Origin of the sequence: Caulobacter segnis (assembly GCF_023935105.1) — a bacterium.
Taxonomy (GTDB): Bacteria; Pseudomonadota; Alphaproteobacteria; order Caulobacterales; family Caulobacteraceae; genus Caulobacter; species Caulobacter segnis_B.
On the sequence record NZ_CP096040.1, the window covers coordinates 1070864 to 1086231 of the forward strand.

Annotated in this window: 15 protein-coding genes; 5 read left to right on the forward strand and 10 right to left on the reverse strand. The window is 68.5% G+C overall.

All coding sequences use genetic code 11. From position 1 onward, the window contains the following. Positions 1-32 precede the first annotated feature (32 nt). Positions 33-386, forward strand: a complete 354-nt coding sequence (locus tag MZV50_RS05280; RefSeq protein WP_252633364.1) for a PilZ domain-containing protein — start codon at positions 33-35, stop codon at positions 384-386. Positions 387-483: 97 nt separating this feature from the next. Here the strand turns inward: MZV50_RS05280 and MZV50_RS05285 are convergent, their stop codons facing one another. After that, the gene (locus tag MZV50_RS05285; protein ID WP_223393193.1) at positions 484-918 is read right to left on the reverse strand and encodes a helix-turn-helix domain-containing protein; all 435 of its coding nucleotides are present in this window, start codon (positions 916-918) and stop codon (positions 484-486) included. A 215-nt stretch (positions 919-1133) separates the two neighbouring features. Next, entirely contained in the window at positions 1134-1943 is an 810-nt protein-coding gene (locus tag MZV50_RS05290; protein WP_252633365.1) for an acyl-homoserine-lactone synthase, read from the reverse strand. A 144-nt stretch (positions 1944-2087) separates the two neighbouring features. Here MZV50_RS05290 and MZV50_RS05295 point away from each other — a divergent pair, with 144 nt between their 5' ends. Then, complete coding sequence (locus MZV50_RS05295; protein WP_252633366.1) at positions 2088-2414, forward strand: Mpo1-like protein; 327 nt, start codon at positions 2088-2090, stop codon at positions 2412-2414. Here the strand turns inward: MZV50_RS05295 and MZV50_RS05300 are convergent, their stop codons facing one another. The 3 genes from MZV50_RS05300 to MZV50_RS05310 form a co-directional block, all read right to left on the reverse strand. Continuing rightward, positions 2415-3143, reverse strand: a complete 729-nt coding sequence (locus MZV50_RS05300; RefSeq protein ID WP_252633367.1) for a helix-turn-helix transcriptional regulator — start codon at positions 3141-3143, stop codon at positions 2415-2417. Positions 3144-3277: 134 nt separating this feature from the next. Then, the gene (locus MZV50_RS05305; RefSeq protein WP_252633368.1) at positions 3278-4813 is read right to left on the reverse strand and encodes a response regulator; all 1536 of its coding nucleotides are present in this window, start codon (positions 4811-4813) and stop codon (positions 3278-3280) included. A 206-nt stretch (positions 4814-5019) separates the two neighbouring features. Next, on the reverse strand, positions 5020-7854 hold the full coding sequence (locus MZV50_RS05310) for a TonB-dependent receptor (RefSeq protein WP_252633369.1): 2835 nt from the start codon (positions 7852-7854) through the stop codon (positions 5020-5022). Between the two features lie 487 nt (positions 7855-8341). Here MZV50_RS05310 and queC point away from each other — a divergent pair, with 487 nt between their 5' ends. The 3 genes from queC to MZV50_RS05325 all read left to right on the forward strand — a co-directional run bounded on the left by queC (position 8342) and on the right by MZV50_RS05325 (position 10138). Continuing rightward, positions 8342-9070, forward strand: coding sequence for a 7-cyano-7-deazaguanine synthase QueC (gene queC, locus MZV50_RS05315; RefSeq protein ID WP_252633370.1), 729 nt, complete (start codon positions 8342-8344; stop codon positions 9068-9070). Next, positions 9067-9699: a 7-carboxy-7-deazaguanine synthase gene (gene queE, locus MZV50_RS05320; RefSeq protein ID WP_252633371.1), complete on the forward strand. Its 633-nt coding sequence runs from the start codon at positions 9067-9069 to the stop codon at positions 9697-9699. Before queC ends, queE begins: the two co-directional genes overlap by 4 nt. A 73-nt stretch (positions 9700-9772) precedes the next feature. Beyond that, a complete protein-coding gene (locus tag MZV50_RS05325; RefSeq protein ID WP_252633372.1) occupies positions 9773-10138 on the forward strand; it encodes a 6-carboxytetrahydropterin synthase in 366 nt (121 codons plus the stop codon). 122 nt (positions 10139-10260) lie between these two features. Here MZV50_RS05325 and MZV50_RS05330 read toward each other — a convergent pair whose 3' ends face one another. The 5 genes from MZV50_RS05330 to MZV50_RS05350 form a co-directional block, all read right to left on the reverse strand. After that, on the reverse strand, positions 10261-10470 hold the full coding sequence (locus MZV50_RS05330; RefSeq protein ID WP_252633373.1) for a hypothetical protein: 210 nt from the start codon (positions 10468-10470) through the stop codon (positions 10261-10263). Positions 10471-10556: 86 nt separating this feature from the next. Next, positions 10557-11093 carry a response regulator gene (locus MZV50_RS05335; protein ID WP_252633374.1) on the reverse strand — a complete coding sequence of 179 codons (537 nt, stop codon included), beginning with the start codon at positions 11091-11093 and terminating at the stop codon, positions 10557-10559. 180 nt (positions 11094-11273) lie between these two features. Further along, positions 11274-12392: a chorismate synthase gene (gene aroC, locus MZV50_RS05340; RefSeq protein ID WP_252633376.1), complete on the reverse strand. Its 1119-nt coding sequence runs from the start codon at positions 12390-12392 to the stop codon at positions 11274-11276. A gap of 177 nt (positions 12393-12569) precedes the next feature. Further along, the gene (locus tag MZV50_RS05345) at positions 12570-13922 is read right to left on the reverse strand and encodes a pectate lyase (RefSeq protein ID WP_252633378.1); all 1353 of its coding nucleotides are present in this window, start codon (positions 13920-13922) and stop codon (positions 12570-12572) included. Between the two features lie 100 nt (positions 13923-14022). Continuing rightward, complete coding sequence (locus tag MZV50_RS05350) at positions 14023-15354, reverse strand: M56 family metallopeptidase (protein ID WP_252633380.1); 1332 nt, start codon at positions 15352-15354, stop codon at positions 14023-14025. Positions 15355-15368 lie beyond the last annotated feature (14 nt).

Here is a 15368-nt window from a genome sequence, read left to right on the forward strand (position 1 = left end):
GGCGATTAACCGCCTCATGCGTTTATCCCGGGATGGCGAAATTCCCGTCAGACATGGACCAAGACCGGCGGTCGGCCGTCCGGATCCCGACCCAGCGGTCGGGCAAGCTGCTGTGCGGCGCCTTCGCGTGGGACTGCCTGATCCGCGACCTGTCCGGCGGCGGCGCCAAGGTCCAGATGCTGTCGAACGCCGCCCCGCCGGGACAGGCCCAACTGGTCGATCTGGCGGCCGGTCTGGCGCACGACGTGACGGTGGCCTGGCGGCGCGACCGCGAGGCGGGCCTGCGCATCGTGCGCACCTACGACCTTCGCGGCCTGGCCCCGGCCGCGGCCGGCATGGCCAAGCGGATCTGGCTGGCCTCGCAGTCGGACGTCTCGACCGGCTGAAGTCCGCGAAGACCCCGCAACGAAAAGGACCCCGGCCCGCCGACCGAGGTCCTTTCCCAAGCTCGTCCCAGCCGCCTCTGGAGGCGCTGAGGTCTTCCTAGGCCGCACCTTCGCGAGCGGCTTCGTCGGCCATCGCGCGGACCAGGTCCAGGACCTGACGCCGAACGCGGCCACGACCGATCTTCGGGAACACCTCGGCCAGTTCCAGGCCTTCCGGCGTGGTCAGGAATTCCTGCACCACCTTCTCGGCGTGCTGGGCGGCGTCGTCGACCTCGGCGCCGTTCATCGGATCGGCCAGGCCGTCGAAGAAGAACGATACCGGGACCTGCAAGGTCTTGGCGATCTCGTACAGCTTGCTGGCGCTGACGCGGTTGGCGCCGCGCTCGTACTTCTGCACCTGCTGGAAGGTCAGGCCCAGGCTGTCGGCCAACTGCTCCTGGCTGACGCCCAGCAGCTTGCGACGCATCCGAACCCGGCCGCCGACGTGCAGATCGACGGGGTTGGGGCGTCGGCCTTCAGTTTCTTCGCTCATGTGTTTTCCGCCTCCAACGGTTGTTCGGGGAAAATGACACGACCGTGACGTCGGTGGAAGCGAAGGACCATCAAGCGCGGCGTCATGTCGCGATGGTTCAGCTTCCATCCCCGAAACGAGGAAGCTAGCGGTCCGGACGCCGATTCGGCGCCAACCGACGCGCGATCCGCTCGCGTCAGAAGGGTGTCGCTTAGCGATCGCCGGGCTTTGTCCGATCAGGCGTTGAGGCTTCGGGCGCGGCCGTCCCAGATCCGCCGGGCCTGGCCGCTGCTGTCGTGCAGGCGGAACAGGGTCTCGGCGGCCAGGGTCTCGTCGCGCTCGGCGCCGGCCGTCAGCTGCGGCGTCATGGCGCGGGTCACCTGGCGCTGCACGGCGGCCAGGTCGCCGAACGCCATCATGTCCAGGGCGTCGATCTCGTAGCCGATCGGCGACTCGCGGCCGATCGCCTCCAGCACCCGATCCAGCAGCGCTTGCGAGATGGCGATCTCCGAGCCGGCCACCAGACCGAAGGCGTAGGGACGCGGGATACCGACCAGACGGGTGTCGATCGGCGAGTTGAGGATGCCGGGATAGAGCTGCAGGTCGATCATGCCGACGAAACGGCTTACGCCGCGACGCAGCGCCAGCTCGAACGCCGCCGCCCAGCACTCGAACACCCGCTCGCCGCGACCCGAGCCCTTGCGCTCGCGATAGGCCTCGGTGGTGAACAGGCGCGTGGCCTCCCAGACATCGGCGCCCTTCTTGGAGGTCTCGCCCGGGGCGATCAGATGGGCGAACTTGTCGGCCAGCATGCAGCGGTCGTCGGTGGGGCGCAGACGCAGGCCGACCTCCAGCCGCATCGCGTCGTCGAAGCCCAGCAGGTAGATGGCGCGATGGTCGTCGTAGTCGTCGACCTCGCCGCCGTCGAGCACGACCAGGTCGACCCAGCCGTTCTTCTCGACGCACTGGCGGCGGCGTTCCTCATGCATGGCCCACAGCTGCGGGCCGTAGAGATGGCGGTTCTCGGAAGTGATGATGTGGATCATGGCCGGCCCCCGAACCCTGACGTTGGACGGTCCGGATTAGGCGGCATGATCCGCGGAAACGACGATAGGCCAAACGGCCTATGGCGGCGTCTATTCCCGCGTGGGAGGCTTGCCAGGCTGATGGGCGAGGATCAGCATCGAGGCATGAACACCGCCGCGCCGCATGGGACCGAGGAACGCTATCGCAGTTTCGCGGCCTTCTATCCGTTCTACCTGACCGAACACGTCAATCCGGTCAGTCGGCGACTGCACGTGGTGGGCACCACCCTGGTGGTCGTCTGTCTGGTCCTGGGCGTTATGCGCGACGGGCGGTTCTTCGTGGCCGCGCCGCTGGTCGGCTACGGCTTCGCCTGGATCGGCCATTTCGTGTTCGAGAAGAACCGGCCCGCGACGTTCAAATATCCGCTCTACAGCCTGATGGGCGATTTCCGGCTGTGGTTCGAGACGGTGACGGGGCGGCGGAAGTTCTGATCAGAGCTTCGAAAACAGCCCCAATTCCCCGGCCTTGAGCACCGCTTCCTGCCGCTTCACCACGCCCAGGCGCTTCTTGGCGGCCTCGATGTGGTGGTGGACGGTGCGCGGCGACAACTCGAGGATCGCGCCGATCTCCCAGTCGGTCTTGCCCCGGCTGGCCCAATAGAGGCACTGGGCCTGGCGTTCCGAGATGACTCCGTAGTCGGGATTGTCGTCCTGCAGCTCCCAGTGCTTCAGCATGGTCGCGCCGAACACGGTGGCCAGGCTCTCGATCACCGCCCGCTGGGCGGGATCGGTGTCGGGGGCCTCGGTGGACATGCGGATCAGCACTTCCTGGCCGGCGGGGCCGAACACGCGCACGACATAGCCGTCGTTCATGCCCAGCTCCGAGGCCTCGCCCCACATGGTCTGCGCCCGGCTGTCGCCCAGCGGCTTGGCGTCGGTCCAGGCGAACGCGCGCGGCGACTTCAGCAGCAGTTTGACGCACGGATCGTGGACCACGTAGCGCTCGCTCCAGTAGCGCTGGTCCCACTGGTCGAAGTCGCGGCGGCTGAGCGTCGGCGGCTCCTTGCCGTAGTGCTCGGCGTTGACCAGGGTGGCGCAGAACCGGTCGTAGCCGAAGGCGGCGATCGCCCGCGCGAAATGCGCCTCCACCTCCTGGGCCGAACCCAGATGCGGCGCCTGGCTGAGAAACGCCCAGGCCTGTTGTTCCGCCGTGTTCAGCACGCGTCCCCGCTACTCCGCACTCACGCCGAGGTCAGGCTATGCGCGGATACAGCCCGGCGCCAAGCGCCTGCTATCCCAAGTCGTGTGGATCCTTGGCGGCGAAAGGACGCGGCCGGCCTGCTCAGGACGACGGCTCAGGCCGCGGCTTCCTCGCCCTCGCCGTCCTCGCCGCCCAGGAGAGCGTTCAGCACGGCGGCCAGGCGTTCGGGCTTGATCGGCTTTTCGACGACGTCCTGCATGCCGGCGGCGACATAGGTCTGGACGTCGGCGGGGTCGGCGTTGGCCGTCAGGGCCACGACCGGCACGGCGCCGGCGCGGCCGCTCATCTCACGGATGGCGCGGGTGGCGGCGATGCCGTCCATGCGCGGCATCTTGATGTCCATCAGGATCAGGTCGTAGCGCCCGCTCTTGGCCATCTCGACCGCCTCGAGGCCGTCGACCGCCTGTTCCGACGTACATTCGAACATGTCGCAGAGCGCCTCGGCGACCATGCGGTTGGTGGCGTTGTCGTCGACGATCAGGATATGGGCCGCGCGGCCGGACACGGTTGGCTCGGCCTCGGCGCGGGCGACCACGACCGAGGCCGGGGTCAGCGACAGGGCGAAGCCCACGGTCAGACCGGCGCCGCGATTGGCCTCGGCGCGCAGCGGGCCGCCCATGGCGCGCAGGAGGCGGCGGGCCAGGGCCATCGCCACGCCCAGAGCCATTTCGCTGCGGTCCTGCTGGCTGGCGCCGCCCAGGGGATCGTGGACGCGGGCCAGGCGTTCGTCGGCATGGCCTTCGGTGTTGTCGCGGACCTGGCCTTCCAGGCGGATCTGGTCGCCGTCGGCGCGGGCCGTCAGGCGGGCCTCGATCATGCCGCGGCCCGAGGCCAGGGCGTTCTCGATCAGGATGTCGAACACCTGCAGCATTCGCTCGCCGTCGACATCGACGCCGCATTCCGGATCGCCGTCGTAGGAGACGAGAAGCGTGGAGCCGCCCTCCTGGGCGCGGGCGGCCCAGCGGGCCTCGACCGCGTCTGCGAAGTCGCGCAGGCGCACGGGGGCCGGCGAGAAGGTCAGCTGGCCGCGGGCCGAGCGATGCAGGTCGATGGCGCGGCCGACCGTCTCGCCCATGTCGCGGCTGGTGTCGCCGATGGCGCGGACGAAGGCGGCGGCGTCGGGCGTCAGGCGTTGCTGCTCGAGGCGCCCGGTGATGGCCAGCACGCCGTCCAGGTGCGCGCCGATGTCGACGGCCATGCGCTCGACCATGGCCATGGCGTCGCGCGCCTCGCCCTGGCGACGGCGGTGCGAGGCCAGCAGCGAGGCCAGGCCGCCTACGCCGACATAACGACCGCCGGCGTCGACGGCGACATAGGCCGTACGGAACACCGGGGTCGGGCTGTCGGCCAGGTCGTTGACGAAGCTGTTGGCGTCGGTCTGGGCCATGACCGACCGGGGGGCGGTGTCCATGACCTCGGAAATCGGCTTGTCGGCCAGCTGCTCGCCGGCCACGCGCATCATGCCTTGCAGGACGTCGCGATAGACCAGGCCCACGGGCGCGCGATCGCCGTCGACGACGGCCAGGGCGGCCAGGGCCGCGTCGGCGTCGAACATCGCCGCGACATCGCCGCAAGGCGTGCCGGGCGCGATCGGGGCGCGTGGGTCGATCAGACGGTTCAGCGTATCCATACGGCGCTTCGCTGGGACTTGGAGCCGCACCTTGCCCCGGGCGCCCTTGCGGAGTCGTTAAGTCGACGCCGCCGCCCGGCGCGGTACCGACGGAAAGTGCTGGTCTTTTCGCTTTCCGGCCCGCCGGAGGGTAAAACGGGGCCGGACGGAAAAGGGGCGGCGGAAAACCGCCGCCCCCTCCAGCATCCCCTGGGTGCGCGGGCGCCTTACCAGGACTTGGTGATGGCCACGCCGTATAGACGTGGTTCGGCGGTGATCACGTTGGTGAACAGGCCCGAGCTGTCGTCGGTGGTGTAGGCGTCGACGATCGGGGTCTTGTTGCCGATGTTCTTCACGTAGGCGTCGATCGACAGGCCCCACTCCGGCTTTTCCACCTTCAGGGTGATGTTGCCGTTGTCCCAGGCCTTCAGGCGGTCGTAGTCGGTGTTGTAGACGCGGGCGAACTGCTTGCTCTGGCGGTAGTAGTCGCCGCGCAGGGTCGCAGACCAGCCGCTCGAGAGCTCGAAGGTGTATTGGGCGCCGACCGAGGTGGTCCAGTGCGGCGAGTTGGGCAGCTCGTTGCCCGACAGGTTCGCCGCCGTGCCTTCGATCGAATAACCGGCGCCGTAGGTGTAGAGGCCGGTGGCGTTGGCCAGGAAGGCGGCGGTCGGGGCGGGCAGGCCCGCGCCGCCCAGAGCGGCCGGGGTCGACAGGAACGCCTGGTAGGCCGCGGCGCCCGAGCAGGCCCAGGGCAGGGTTGCCCCCGCGCCCGCGCCCAGGATGGTGGCGACGCCGGCGGTGGACAGCACGCAGTTGGCGCCGACCGCCGACGAGTTCGGGCCCACCTTCACGACCGTGTAGGCGGCGTTGGACTGGGTCCGGTTCATCGTGTCGATCGAGGTGACGCCGGCGCCGATCTTGGTGTGCAAATAGCCGATGTTGGCGTTGAGCTTGAGGTTGCGGACCGGCGACCAGATCGATTCCAGCTCGAAGCCGTACACCTTGGCGTCGACGTTCTCGTTGACCGAGGTGCGGTTGACGATCTTCGAGATCTGATAGCCCTGGTAGTCGTAGGCGAACCCGGTCGCGTTCAGCAGGACGCTGCCGCCCGCCAGGGTGTTCTTCGTGCCGATCTCGATCGCGTTGACGAATTCGGGAGCGAAGGTCTGCTTGATGCCGACCGAGTCCGCCGGAACGCCCGGATTGATGCCGCCGCCCTTATAGCCCTTGGAATAGAAGGCGTAGAGCAGGGTGTCGTCGGTGAAGCCCAGGTGGGCCTTGTAGTCGAAGCCGAAGCGGCCGGTCAGCTCGCTGAAGCGGGCGCGCTGGTCGGGGTTGGTCGGGTTCAGCGTCAGGCCGTAGCCGGGCGCGAGCAGCACGGTCGAGTAGTTCTTGACCGCCTTCTTGTCGCGGGTCTGGCGCAGGCCCAGGGTGAACTTCAGGTCCTCGTTGGCCTGCCAGTACAGTTCGCCGAACAGGGCGTCCGAGGTCAGGTTATAGGGCGTGCGGTTGTCATAGTAGTTGTGGCCGTCGCCGGTCGGCGTGGCCGCCGTATCGATGCCGATGCAGCGGGCGTTGGTCGCGGGGCTGCAGTTCGGATTGCCGGTGTTGGAGAAGTTCAGCGCCAGCGACGACAGGGTCAGCGAGTTGCCGATCACATAGTAGTCGGTGGTCGTGCGGTAGGTGAAGTGGATGCCGCCGACGTTGAAGTTCAGCGGGCCGTCGAAGGCCGACTGCAGGCGGATTTCCTGGCTGAACTGCTCGGACCGGCCGGACGAGATGTCGATCGTCGTGAACTTGTTGGTGTTGCCGACCTGCGGGTCGTTGAAGAAGCCGCCGGGCGTGAACGGCGTGCTGTTGAAGGCGACCGGCGAGACGTTCCGGTTGTAGTCCTGCTTCGTGTAGACGCTGCCCTTGCTGTAGGCCGTCATCGACGTCAGCGTCAGTTGGTCGGACAGGTCGTAGTTCAGGGTGAACTGGTAGACGTTCGAGGACGATTGGTAGAGCGGATCCAGCGCCGTCTCGATCTCGCGCAGGTCCCTCGAGGTGGTGTCGCCGGCGTTGGCGTCGCCCGAGGTGAAGCCGAAGATGTTGCCCAGCAGGCCCGTCAGGGTGCCCGAGGTGTTGACCGTGCCATAGGCGGCGGCGTTGTACAGCGAGGCCGACAGACAGCCTTGTGTCAGGTAGCGGCGGGACGCGCCCGTGGGCACGCCGCCGACCGCGGCGGGACCGTCGTCCTTGGTGCACAGCTGCTTGCCGGTGCGGGCGCGGCCGTCATCCTCGTGGAAGCGTTCCCACAGGAAGTTGGTGCGCAGCTTCTCGGTCGGATTGAACATCACCTGGACGCGGGTCGAGTACAGGTCTCGGTCGTCGACGACGTGGTTGTTGAACGTGTTGGTGACGAAGCCGTCGCGTTTCAGCGTCGTGCCCGACAAGCGCACCGCCAGCTTGTCGCCGAAGATCGGCACGTTGACCATGCCGCGCAGCTTGACCGAATTGTAGTTGCCGTACTCGGCGCGGACATTGGCCTCGAACTGGTCGGTCGGCTTGGCGGTGATCACATTGACCACGCCGCCGGTGGCGTTGCGGCCGTACAGCGTGCCTTGCGGGCCGCGCAGCACTTCCACGCGCTCGACGTCGTAGAACTCGGACTCGAACAGGTTGCCCGCCTGCATGGGGGCGTTGTTCATGTGGACGCCGACGCCCTGGTCGGCAGAGGCGCCGACGGCCTTGGCCCCGATGCCGCGGATCTGGAAGTTGAAGCTGTTGGTGAAGTTGCTGCGGGCGAAGGTGACGTTGGGGATCGCCTGCTGCAGGTTCGGGCCGCCGTCGATCTTCTGCGCTTCCAGACTGTCCTGGCTGAAGGCCGACACCGCGATCGGCACGTCCTGAAGCGCTTCTTCCTTCTTCTGAGCCGTGACCACCAGCTCCTCGATGACGGTAGTGTTCTGCTGGGCGGGCGGCTTGGCCTGCTGGGCGAAAGCGGGGACGGCGAGAGCCGAGATCGCGACCGCCGAAGCGCCCATGACCAAAAGGCTCCGCATACGCAGAGTTTGCGACATTGAATTCCCTCCCTGGACCCGGGCGGCGCCTTATGGGTGGAGCCTGCGAGGGTCGGTGTTTCCTCGGCGCCGTACTGTTTTTCACCACGCGGGCGTACGGCGAGCCCCTCGCAGCATTGGGAGATTGCATACTTGCGTTTGAAAGCTGTCAACTGGCCTGATCGTAAGTGAACAGCGATAGGTTACAGCTTTTCACTTTCCGGGAGGTGGTGTTATCCTGGGTGTGGCAAGTTCACGACGCATTAGAAGGTCGGGTTTGTCGTTTCCGTAGCGTAACCTCGACGATCGAGTCGCGCCTGTGTCCAGCAATAGCAGCGCTAAGGCTTAATTCGTGGGCGAAAGACTTCGTCATCGTTCGTCGTCGGAGTATCGCGCGGATCGCGGCCGCGACACCCGCGCTGTTCCGGGGTGGCCTTGCCTCGTGTAGAGGAGGGCCCATGTTCCCCGTCCTTCAAGCCTTCCCCATCCTTCAGGTCGAGACCCTCGCATGAGCCCCCGCGAGACCAATGCCGCGCTTGTTCTGTTTTCCGGCGGCCAGGACAGCAGCGTCTGCCTGGCCTGGGCGCTCGAGCGCTACGCGCGGGTCGAGACGGTCGGCTTCGACTACGGCCAGCGCCATTCGATCGAGATGGAGGCCCGTCAGGCCGTGCGCCGCGAAGTGGCCGCCCGCTTTCCGCACTGGGCCGACCGCCTGGGCGAGGACCATGTGCTGGACATCAGGAGCTTCGGCCAGGTCGCCCAGTCGGCCCTGACCGCCGACCGGGCCATCGAGATGACCGAGCGCGGCCTGCCCTCGACCTTCGTGCCGGGGCGTAATCTGGTGTTCCTGATCTACGCCGCCGCCCTGGCCGACCGGCGAGGCGTCGAGGCCCTGATCGGCGGCATGTGCGAGACCGACTTCTCGGGCTATCCCGACTGTCGCCGCGACACGATGGACGCCATGCAGAGCGCCCTGAACCTGGGCATGGACCGGGCTTTCCGCATCGAGACGCCGCTGATGTGGCTGACCAAGGCCCAGACCTGGGCCCTGGCCAAGACGCTGGGCGGCGAGGACCTGGTCCGGCTGATCGTCGAGGAGAGCCATACCTGCTACCAGGGCGAACGCGGCCAGCTGCACGCTTGGGGCCACGGCTGCGGGACCTGCCCGGCGTGCGAGCTGCGCGAGAAGGGCTACGTCGAGTGGGACGCGGCGGGGCGCGAAGCGCTCGCCCAATGACCTACTCCGTAAAAGAGATCTTCCTGACCCTGCAGGGCGAGGGCGGCCAGGCGGGCAAGGCGGCGGTGTTCTGCCGCTTTTCCGGCTGCAACCTATGGACCGGCCGTGAGCAGGACCGGGCCAAGGCCGTCTGCACCTTCTGCGACACAGACTTCGTCGGCACGGACGGCGAGAACGGCGGCAAGTTCGCCACGGCCGAGGCCCTGGCGGCGGCGGTCGAGGCCCAGTGGACCGGTGGGCCGGACGACCGCCTGGTGGTCTGCACGGGCGGCGAGCCGTTCCTGCAGCTGGACGAGGCGGCGATCAAGGCGCTGCACGCGCGGGGTTTCCAGATCGCGGTGGAGAGCAACGGCACGCTCGCGGCCCCGGCCGGGATCGACTGGATCTGCATCAGCCCCAAGGCCGACGCCCCGGTGGTCCAGACCTCGGGCCAGGAGCTGAAGCTGGTCTTCCCGCAGGACAAGGCCATGCCGGAGCGCTTCGCGGGCTTGGATTTCGAGCGCTTCTACCTGCAGCCGATGGACGGGCCGGACCGCGACAGGAACACGCAATTGGCGGTCGCCTATTGCCTTTCGCACCCACAATGGCGTTTAAGCGTCCAAACGCACAAATATCTCGGCCTGCCCTGACGGATAAGGCGCGCGACTTGGTGACAGGGTCGTTGCGCTAGAGCCTCCCAGGCCTAGTCAAAAGAAGTCACAGATGAAGCCCGTCTTCGAGATCACGAAGGCCGCGTTCTTCGACGCGGCCCATTTCATCGAGCAGGGTCCGACGGACCACCGCTATCGCAAGCTGCACGGCCACTCGTTCAAGGTCGAGGTCAGCGTGCGCGGCGAGATGAGCGAAGAGGGCTGGGTCGCCGACCTGGAGACCCTGGACGTGGCGCTGAAGGCCGTCGCGGCCGAGCTGGACCATGGCCTGCTCAACGACAAGCCGGGCCTGGAAGTCCCGACCCTGGAACGCCTGTGCCTCTATTTCGCCGAGCGCCTGAAGGTCCAGTTCCCGGGCCTGTCGCGCGTGGAGCTGTCGCGCCCCACGATCGGCGAGCGCTGCGCGCTGGTGGTGTAGACTGAATTCTCCTCCCCCTTCGGGGGAGGTGGCCCGGAGGGCCGGAGGGGGCAGCTCGGCCCAGGCCGCATTAGCCCCCTCAGTCGGCTTCGCCGACAGCTCCCCCGGAGGGGAGCAGATTTCTAGCGCTCCGCGCGGTCCTTCTTCCCGTCGCCCGGGATCACCGCCTTGCCGGTGGCGACCACGGCCTTGCCGGCGCCGCCGACGACCGCGCCGGTGACGCCGATGGCCGCGCCGGCCACCGTGCCCACGGCGGCGGCGACGCAGGCCGTCTGCGAGGTCGCGACGATCGCGAGGAGGACAGCCAAGGGCGCCAGGCGGGAAAGAGTCATGGTGAAGCTCACAAAACGCTGTTCACCAGGTTCTACCGGGCGAAGGGTTTAAAATCTCCGCGTCGGATGGCCGCGCCGTGGCGATTCTAGGCCCGAGGCGTGTGCTTCGGGCTCTGGAAGACGTCCACATAGGTCACGCCCCGGTCTTCGTCGCGCCGCCGGTCGCCCTGGTAGCGGGCGTCGTCGCGGCGGCGGCGGTCGGGGCCGACATAGGCCTGGCTGCGCACGAACGCGCGGGGGTTCTCGATCAGCAGGCCGAGGCGATGCACGACCCCGCGCGCGGTGACCGGCTTGGCCAGGAATTCGTTGACCCCGGCGTCGCGCGCCTCGTGCACCCGGCGCTCGGTCGAGTGGCCGGTGATCATCACGATCGGGCAGAACGGATTGGGGCTGTCGGGCGAGCGGCGGACCAGGTTGACGAACTCGATGCCGTCCAGGCCCTTCATCGACAGGTCGGTAAACACCACGTCGACGGCGACCTTGCGCAGGATCGCCAGGGCCTCGGTCCCGTCGACCGCCTCGTAGACCTGGCGAACGCCGACGGCGCGCAGGATCTCGATCAACAGCAGCCGCATGTGCGGATTGTCGTCGACCAGCAGAATCTTCAGCAGATCGAACCGCACGCGCCGAGCCCCCTCCGCCATCGCGTCCTGGATTTCAGCAACCTATGCGGGTTGTTCCCCATCCCGAAGCTTGCTTCGGCGAGCCTTTACGCTTGCGAACATGGGCGCGTCAATCGAAAAGCCGAGATAAATCAGAGGTAAGACCAATGTAACCGAAGTTCTTTGACCTCTGTTCTCCAACTATCGGCTCTCGCCAGGCGCGAACACGCGTCCGCCGGTTTGGCCGCGATGGCGCAGGAAGGCGTCGGCCAGCACGCAGGCGGTCATCGCCTCGACCACCGGCACGCCGCGAATGCCCACGCACGGATCGTGGCGGCCCTTGGTGCGCAGGTCGATCTGCTCGCCGGCCTCATTGACGGTCTGGCGGGGGATCAGGATCGACGAGGTCGGCTTGAAGGCCACGCGGGCCACCACCGGCTGGCTCGTCGAGAGGCCGCCCAGCACGCCGCCGGCGTGGTTGGACAGGAACACCGGCTGGCCATCCTCGCCCATCCGCATGGCGTCGGCATTGTCCTCGCCGGTCAGGGCGGCGCTGGCGAAACCCTCGCCGATCTCGACGCCCTTGGCGGCGTTGATCGACATCAGGGCGGCGGCCAGTTCGGCGTCCAGCTTTCCGTACAGCGGCGCGCCCCAGCCGGCCGGCACGCCCGTGGCCTCGACCTCGACGATGGCGCCGGTCGACGAGCCGGCCTTGCGGATGGTCTCCAGGTGCTCTTCCCAGACCGGGATGATGGCGGCGTCCGGCGACCAGTAGGGATTCTGCTCGGTCTGAGCCCAGTCCCAGTTGTCGCGGTTGATGGCGTGCGGGCCGATCTGGACCAGGGCGGCGCGGATCGTCACGCCGGGGATCACCAGCCGCGCCACCGCGCCGGCCGCCACCCGCGCGGCGGTCTCGCGCGCCGAGCTGCGGCCGCCGCCGCGATAGTCGCGGACGCCGTACTTGGCGAAATAGGGATAGTCGGCGTGGCCCGGGCGGAAGGCCTGGGCGATCTCGCCATAGTCCTTGCTGCGCTGGTCGGTGTTCTCGATCATCAGGCTGATCGGCGTTCCGGTCGTGCGCTGGCCGTCGGTGCGCTCGTCCTCGAACACGCCGGACAGGATCCTCACCGCGTCAGGCTCCTGGCGCTGGGTGACGAACTTGCCCTGGCCGGGACGGCGCTTGTCGAGGAACGCCTGGATCATCTCCGCCGTCAGGGCGATGCCCGGCGGCACGCCGTCGACGACGCAGCCCAGGGCCGGGCCGTGGCTTTCGCCCCAGGTGGTGACGCGGAACAGGTGACCGAAGGTGTTGTGCGACATGGGGCGGGGTTTAGCCGAAAGCTGGGCGCGTCGCAAAAGGGGGGATGAGCTTGCTCACTTGCCCCCTCCGGGCCTGCGGCCCTCCTCCCCCGGAGGGGAAAGAAGGGCGCTTCCTTCCGCCCGCCTTTGGGGGCGGACGATCGCGAAGCGATCAGGTGGGGGTTCCGAGCTGGCCGTTTATCCTCGCACCTTGGCCGCCTCGGCCAGATAGAGCTCAAGGTTCGTCCAGCCCGAACCGTCCTTGGCCAGCAGCGCGCCGTCGGTCCTCTTCGGATCCAGGCCGTGGGCCTTCTCCCAGGCGTCGGGCATGCCATCCCCATCCGTATCCTTGGCCGCCTTGCCCGCCGGCAGTTCTGGCCAGCCGCCGACATCGGCCTGGGTGTTGATCACCTGGCCGGTGCGGGTCTTGACGCCTTCCAGGATCCGCTTGTCGACCGGGTCGCGCCATACCGAGGCGCCGGCGTCGGCCAGGACGTGGGCGTAGGCCTTGTCGGCCGGCTCGGGCGTCACCGGCGCGACGTCGACCGGGGCGGCCAGGCGATAGCCGGCGGGCTCGGGGATGGTGAAGGTCACCAGGCTCCAGGGATCGGCCGGGATCACGCCGTCCATGCTGTTGCCGGCGAAGTACGCTTTCGCCAGCGTATCGCTTTCCTTGAAGGCGATGGCCTTCTGCGTGTTCGGGCCGGGGATGTAGGCGTTGTCGACGAAGTTGTAGGCCGACAGCGTGGCCTTGTCGGCGTTGTAGCCCGACTTGTCGCTTCCCCAGTTGTAGAAGACGTTCGAGCGGAAATCGAAGAACGCCCCGACCGGATCCTTGTCCGGCCCCTCGTAATTGCCGGGACGCGGGGCGCGGGCCATGTGGTTGGCCCACAGGTTGTGGTGGAAGCTGATCCTCGACCCGTCGCCGCCTCGGATCAGGCTGCCATAGCCGTGGTCGCCCTTGACGTGGATCGAGTGGGCCAGGCTCTCGGCGATGATCGACCACTGGACGGTCAGGTCATGGAAGCCTTGGCCCGGTTTGTCGTAGCGAGCCGAGGCCGAGAGGGTCTCGTCGACCGACCAACTGGCCGAGACGTGGTCCAGAATGATCCGGCGGCCGCCCGAGATCCAGATCGCGTCGCCCTCGACCTTGCTCTCCGCGCCCAGGCGCGAGCGGATGAAGCAGATGATCACGTCGTCGGCGCCAACGACCAGGGTCTGGTCGCGCAGGGTGATCCCGCCACCCGGCGCGGTCTGGCCGGCGATGGTGATCTGGCCGTTGCTGATCTTGAGTTCGCGCTTCAGCGGGATCGTGCCGGCGACGTCGAACACGACCGTGCGCGGGCCGGTGGCGGCGATCGCGGCGCGCAGGGATCCGGGGCCGTCGTCGTTCAGGTTGGTGACGTGGATCACCGCCCCGCCCCGGCCGCCGGCGCTGAAGCGGCCCGCGCCCTCGGCGCCGGGGAAGGCCAACTGCTCCCCCGCGAAGACCGGACCGGCCGCGAGAGCCAGGGCGAGCGCGCCGGCGGCGCGAAGAGAGCGAGCGTGCATGGTCCATCCCCGAAGCGACGGCGACGTGCTTGGCGTCGCCGTCTGATCAGGGCTGAAAATGCAGAGCGAAACCGGCTTTGTCCACCGGTGTCATTCGCCTCTACATGATGAAGTTCAACACCATGCGGGGCGCCTTGCCGGGCAGGTTGGTGACTTCCAGTGACTGGATCGAGCGGGACGGCAGGACGGTCGGGTCGAAGTCCGCCGGCGCGGGCTTGCCGTTCAGCAGCACCTGCATCTCGGGCTGCATGAGCCGGCCGCGCACCCGGACGTCGCCCAGATAGACCGCCGTCTGACCGACCTCCAGCTTGGGCTTGCCGTCGACCACCTCGGTATTGGTCAGGCGGACGCGGTCGGACTCGATGTCCAGGAACCGACCCTTCTCGCTGTCGCTGACGATCGTGCGCGTGTGGCCGTTGCGGCCGTCGCCTTGCTGGGCCAGGGCGATCGAACCGACGGCGGCGGCGGTCACGGCCAGCAGGCCGGCCAGGGTCAAGGCGGCGCGACGGGCCGGGCCGGCGGGCGTGCGCGGGTCGGTGATGGCTTTCAGGCGCATGAGGGTCGGTCTCCTTCCCTTGCCGGTGAAGGCCGGGTGCAGGGCGGGCGCGGCGCGGGTGCGCAGCACGTCGATCAGGGTCTCGGCATAGGTCCGGCGAACGGCCTGGGCCGCGCCCTCCAGGGCCAGGGCGTCGGCCAGCTCCTCCCGCGTGGCGGCGGCGCGAGCGCGCAGGGCGGCGTAGGGCGGGACCATCCAGAACAGGCCGCCCAGCAGGTGCTCGGCCAGCAGCCGCCAGTTGTCGCCGCGCTTCAGGTGAGCCAGCTCGTGAGCGCAGATCGGCACCAGGCGCGCGACATCCAGGCGCGCGACAAGGTCGGCGGGCAGCAGGATGACCGGCGTGGTCAGGCCCGCCAGCAGCGGCTGGTCGATGGCGTCGCTGATCTTCACCTCGGGGCGGCCCGTGTCCATGCGGCGGGCGGCGGCGCGAACGGCCAGGGCCAGCTCCTGCGAGACCGGACGGGCCTCGCGGACGATGCGCTTGAGCTTGGCGCGGCCCAGCACCTGGCGTGTCGCCGCGACGGCCAGGCCGCCCAGCGCGCCCAGGATCAGCACGCCGCCAAGCGTCTCGGCGCCGTTCAGGCCCGACAGCGCCCGGACCGAGGCCTCGTTCATCGCCGCGCCGGCGGTGGCGACGGCCCCGGAGGCCAGGGCCGCCTGGTAGACGGGGGCGGTGGTCTCCTCGGGCAGGGCCGAGACGCCGGTCATCAGCGCCAGGACCGCCGGCGGCAGGGCGATGGCCCGGTTCCAGGCGCGGCTGCGAGGCTCGGGATCGCCGGTCAGGCGGTCGGCCGTCTTGCCCAGCGTCCAGCCCAGGCCGCTGATCGGCCAGGCGGCGACGAGCGCGAGGGCGGCGGATGCGAACAGCGGGTGCATGGGGGGTCTCCGCG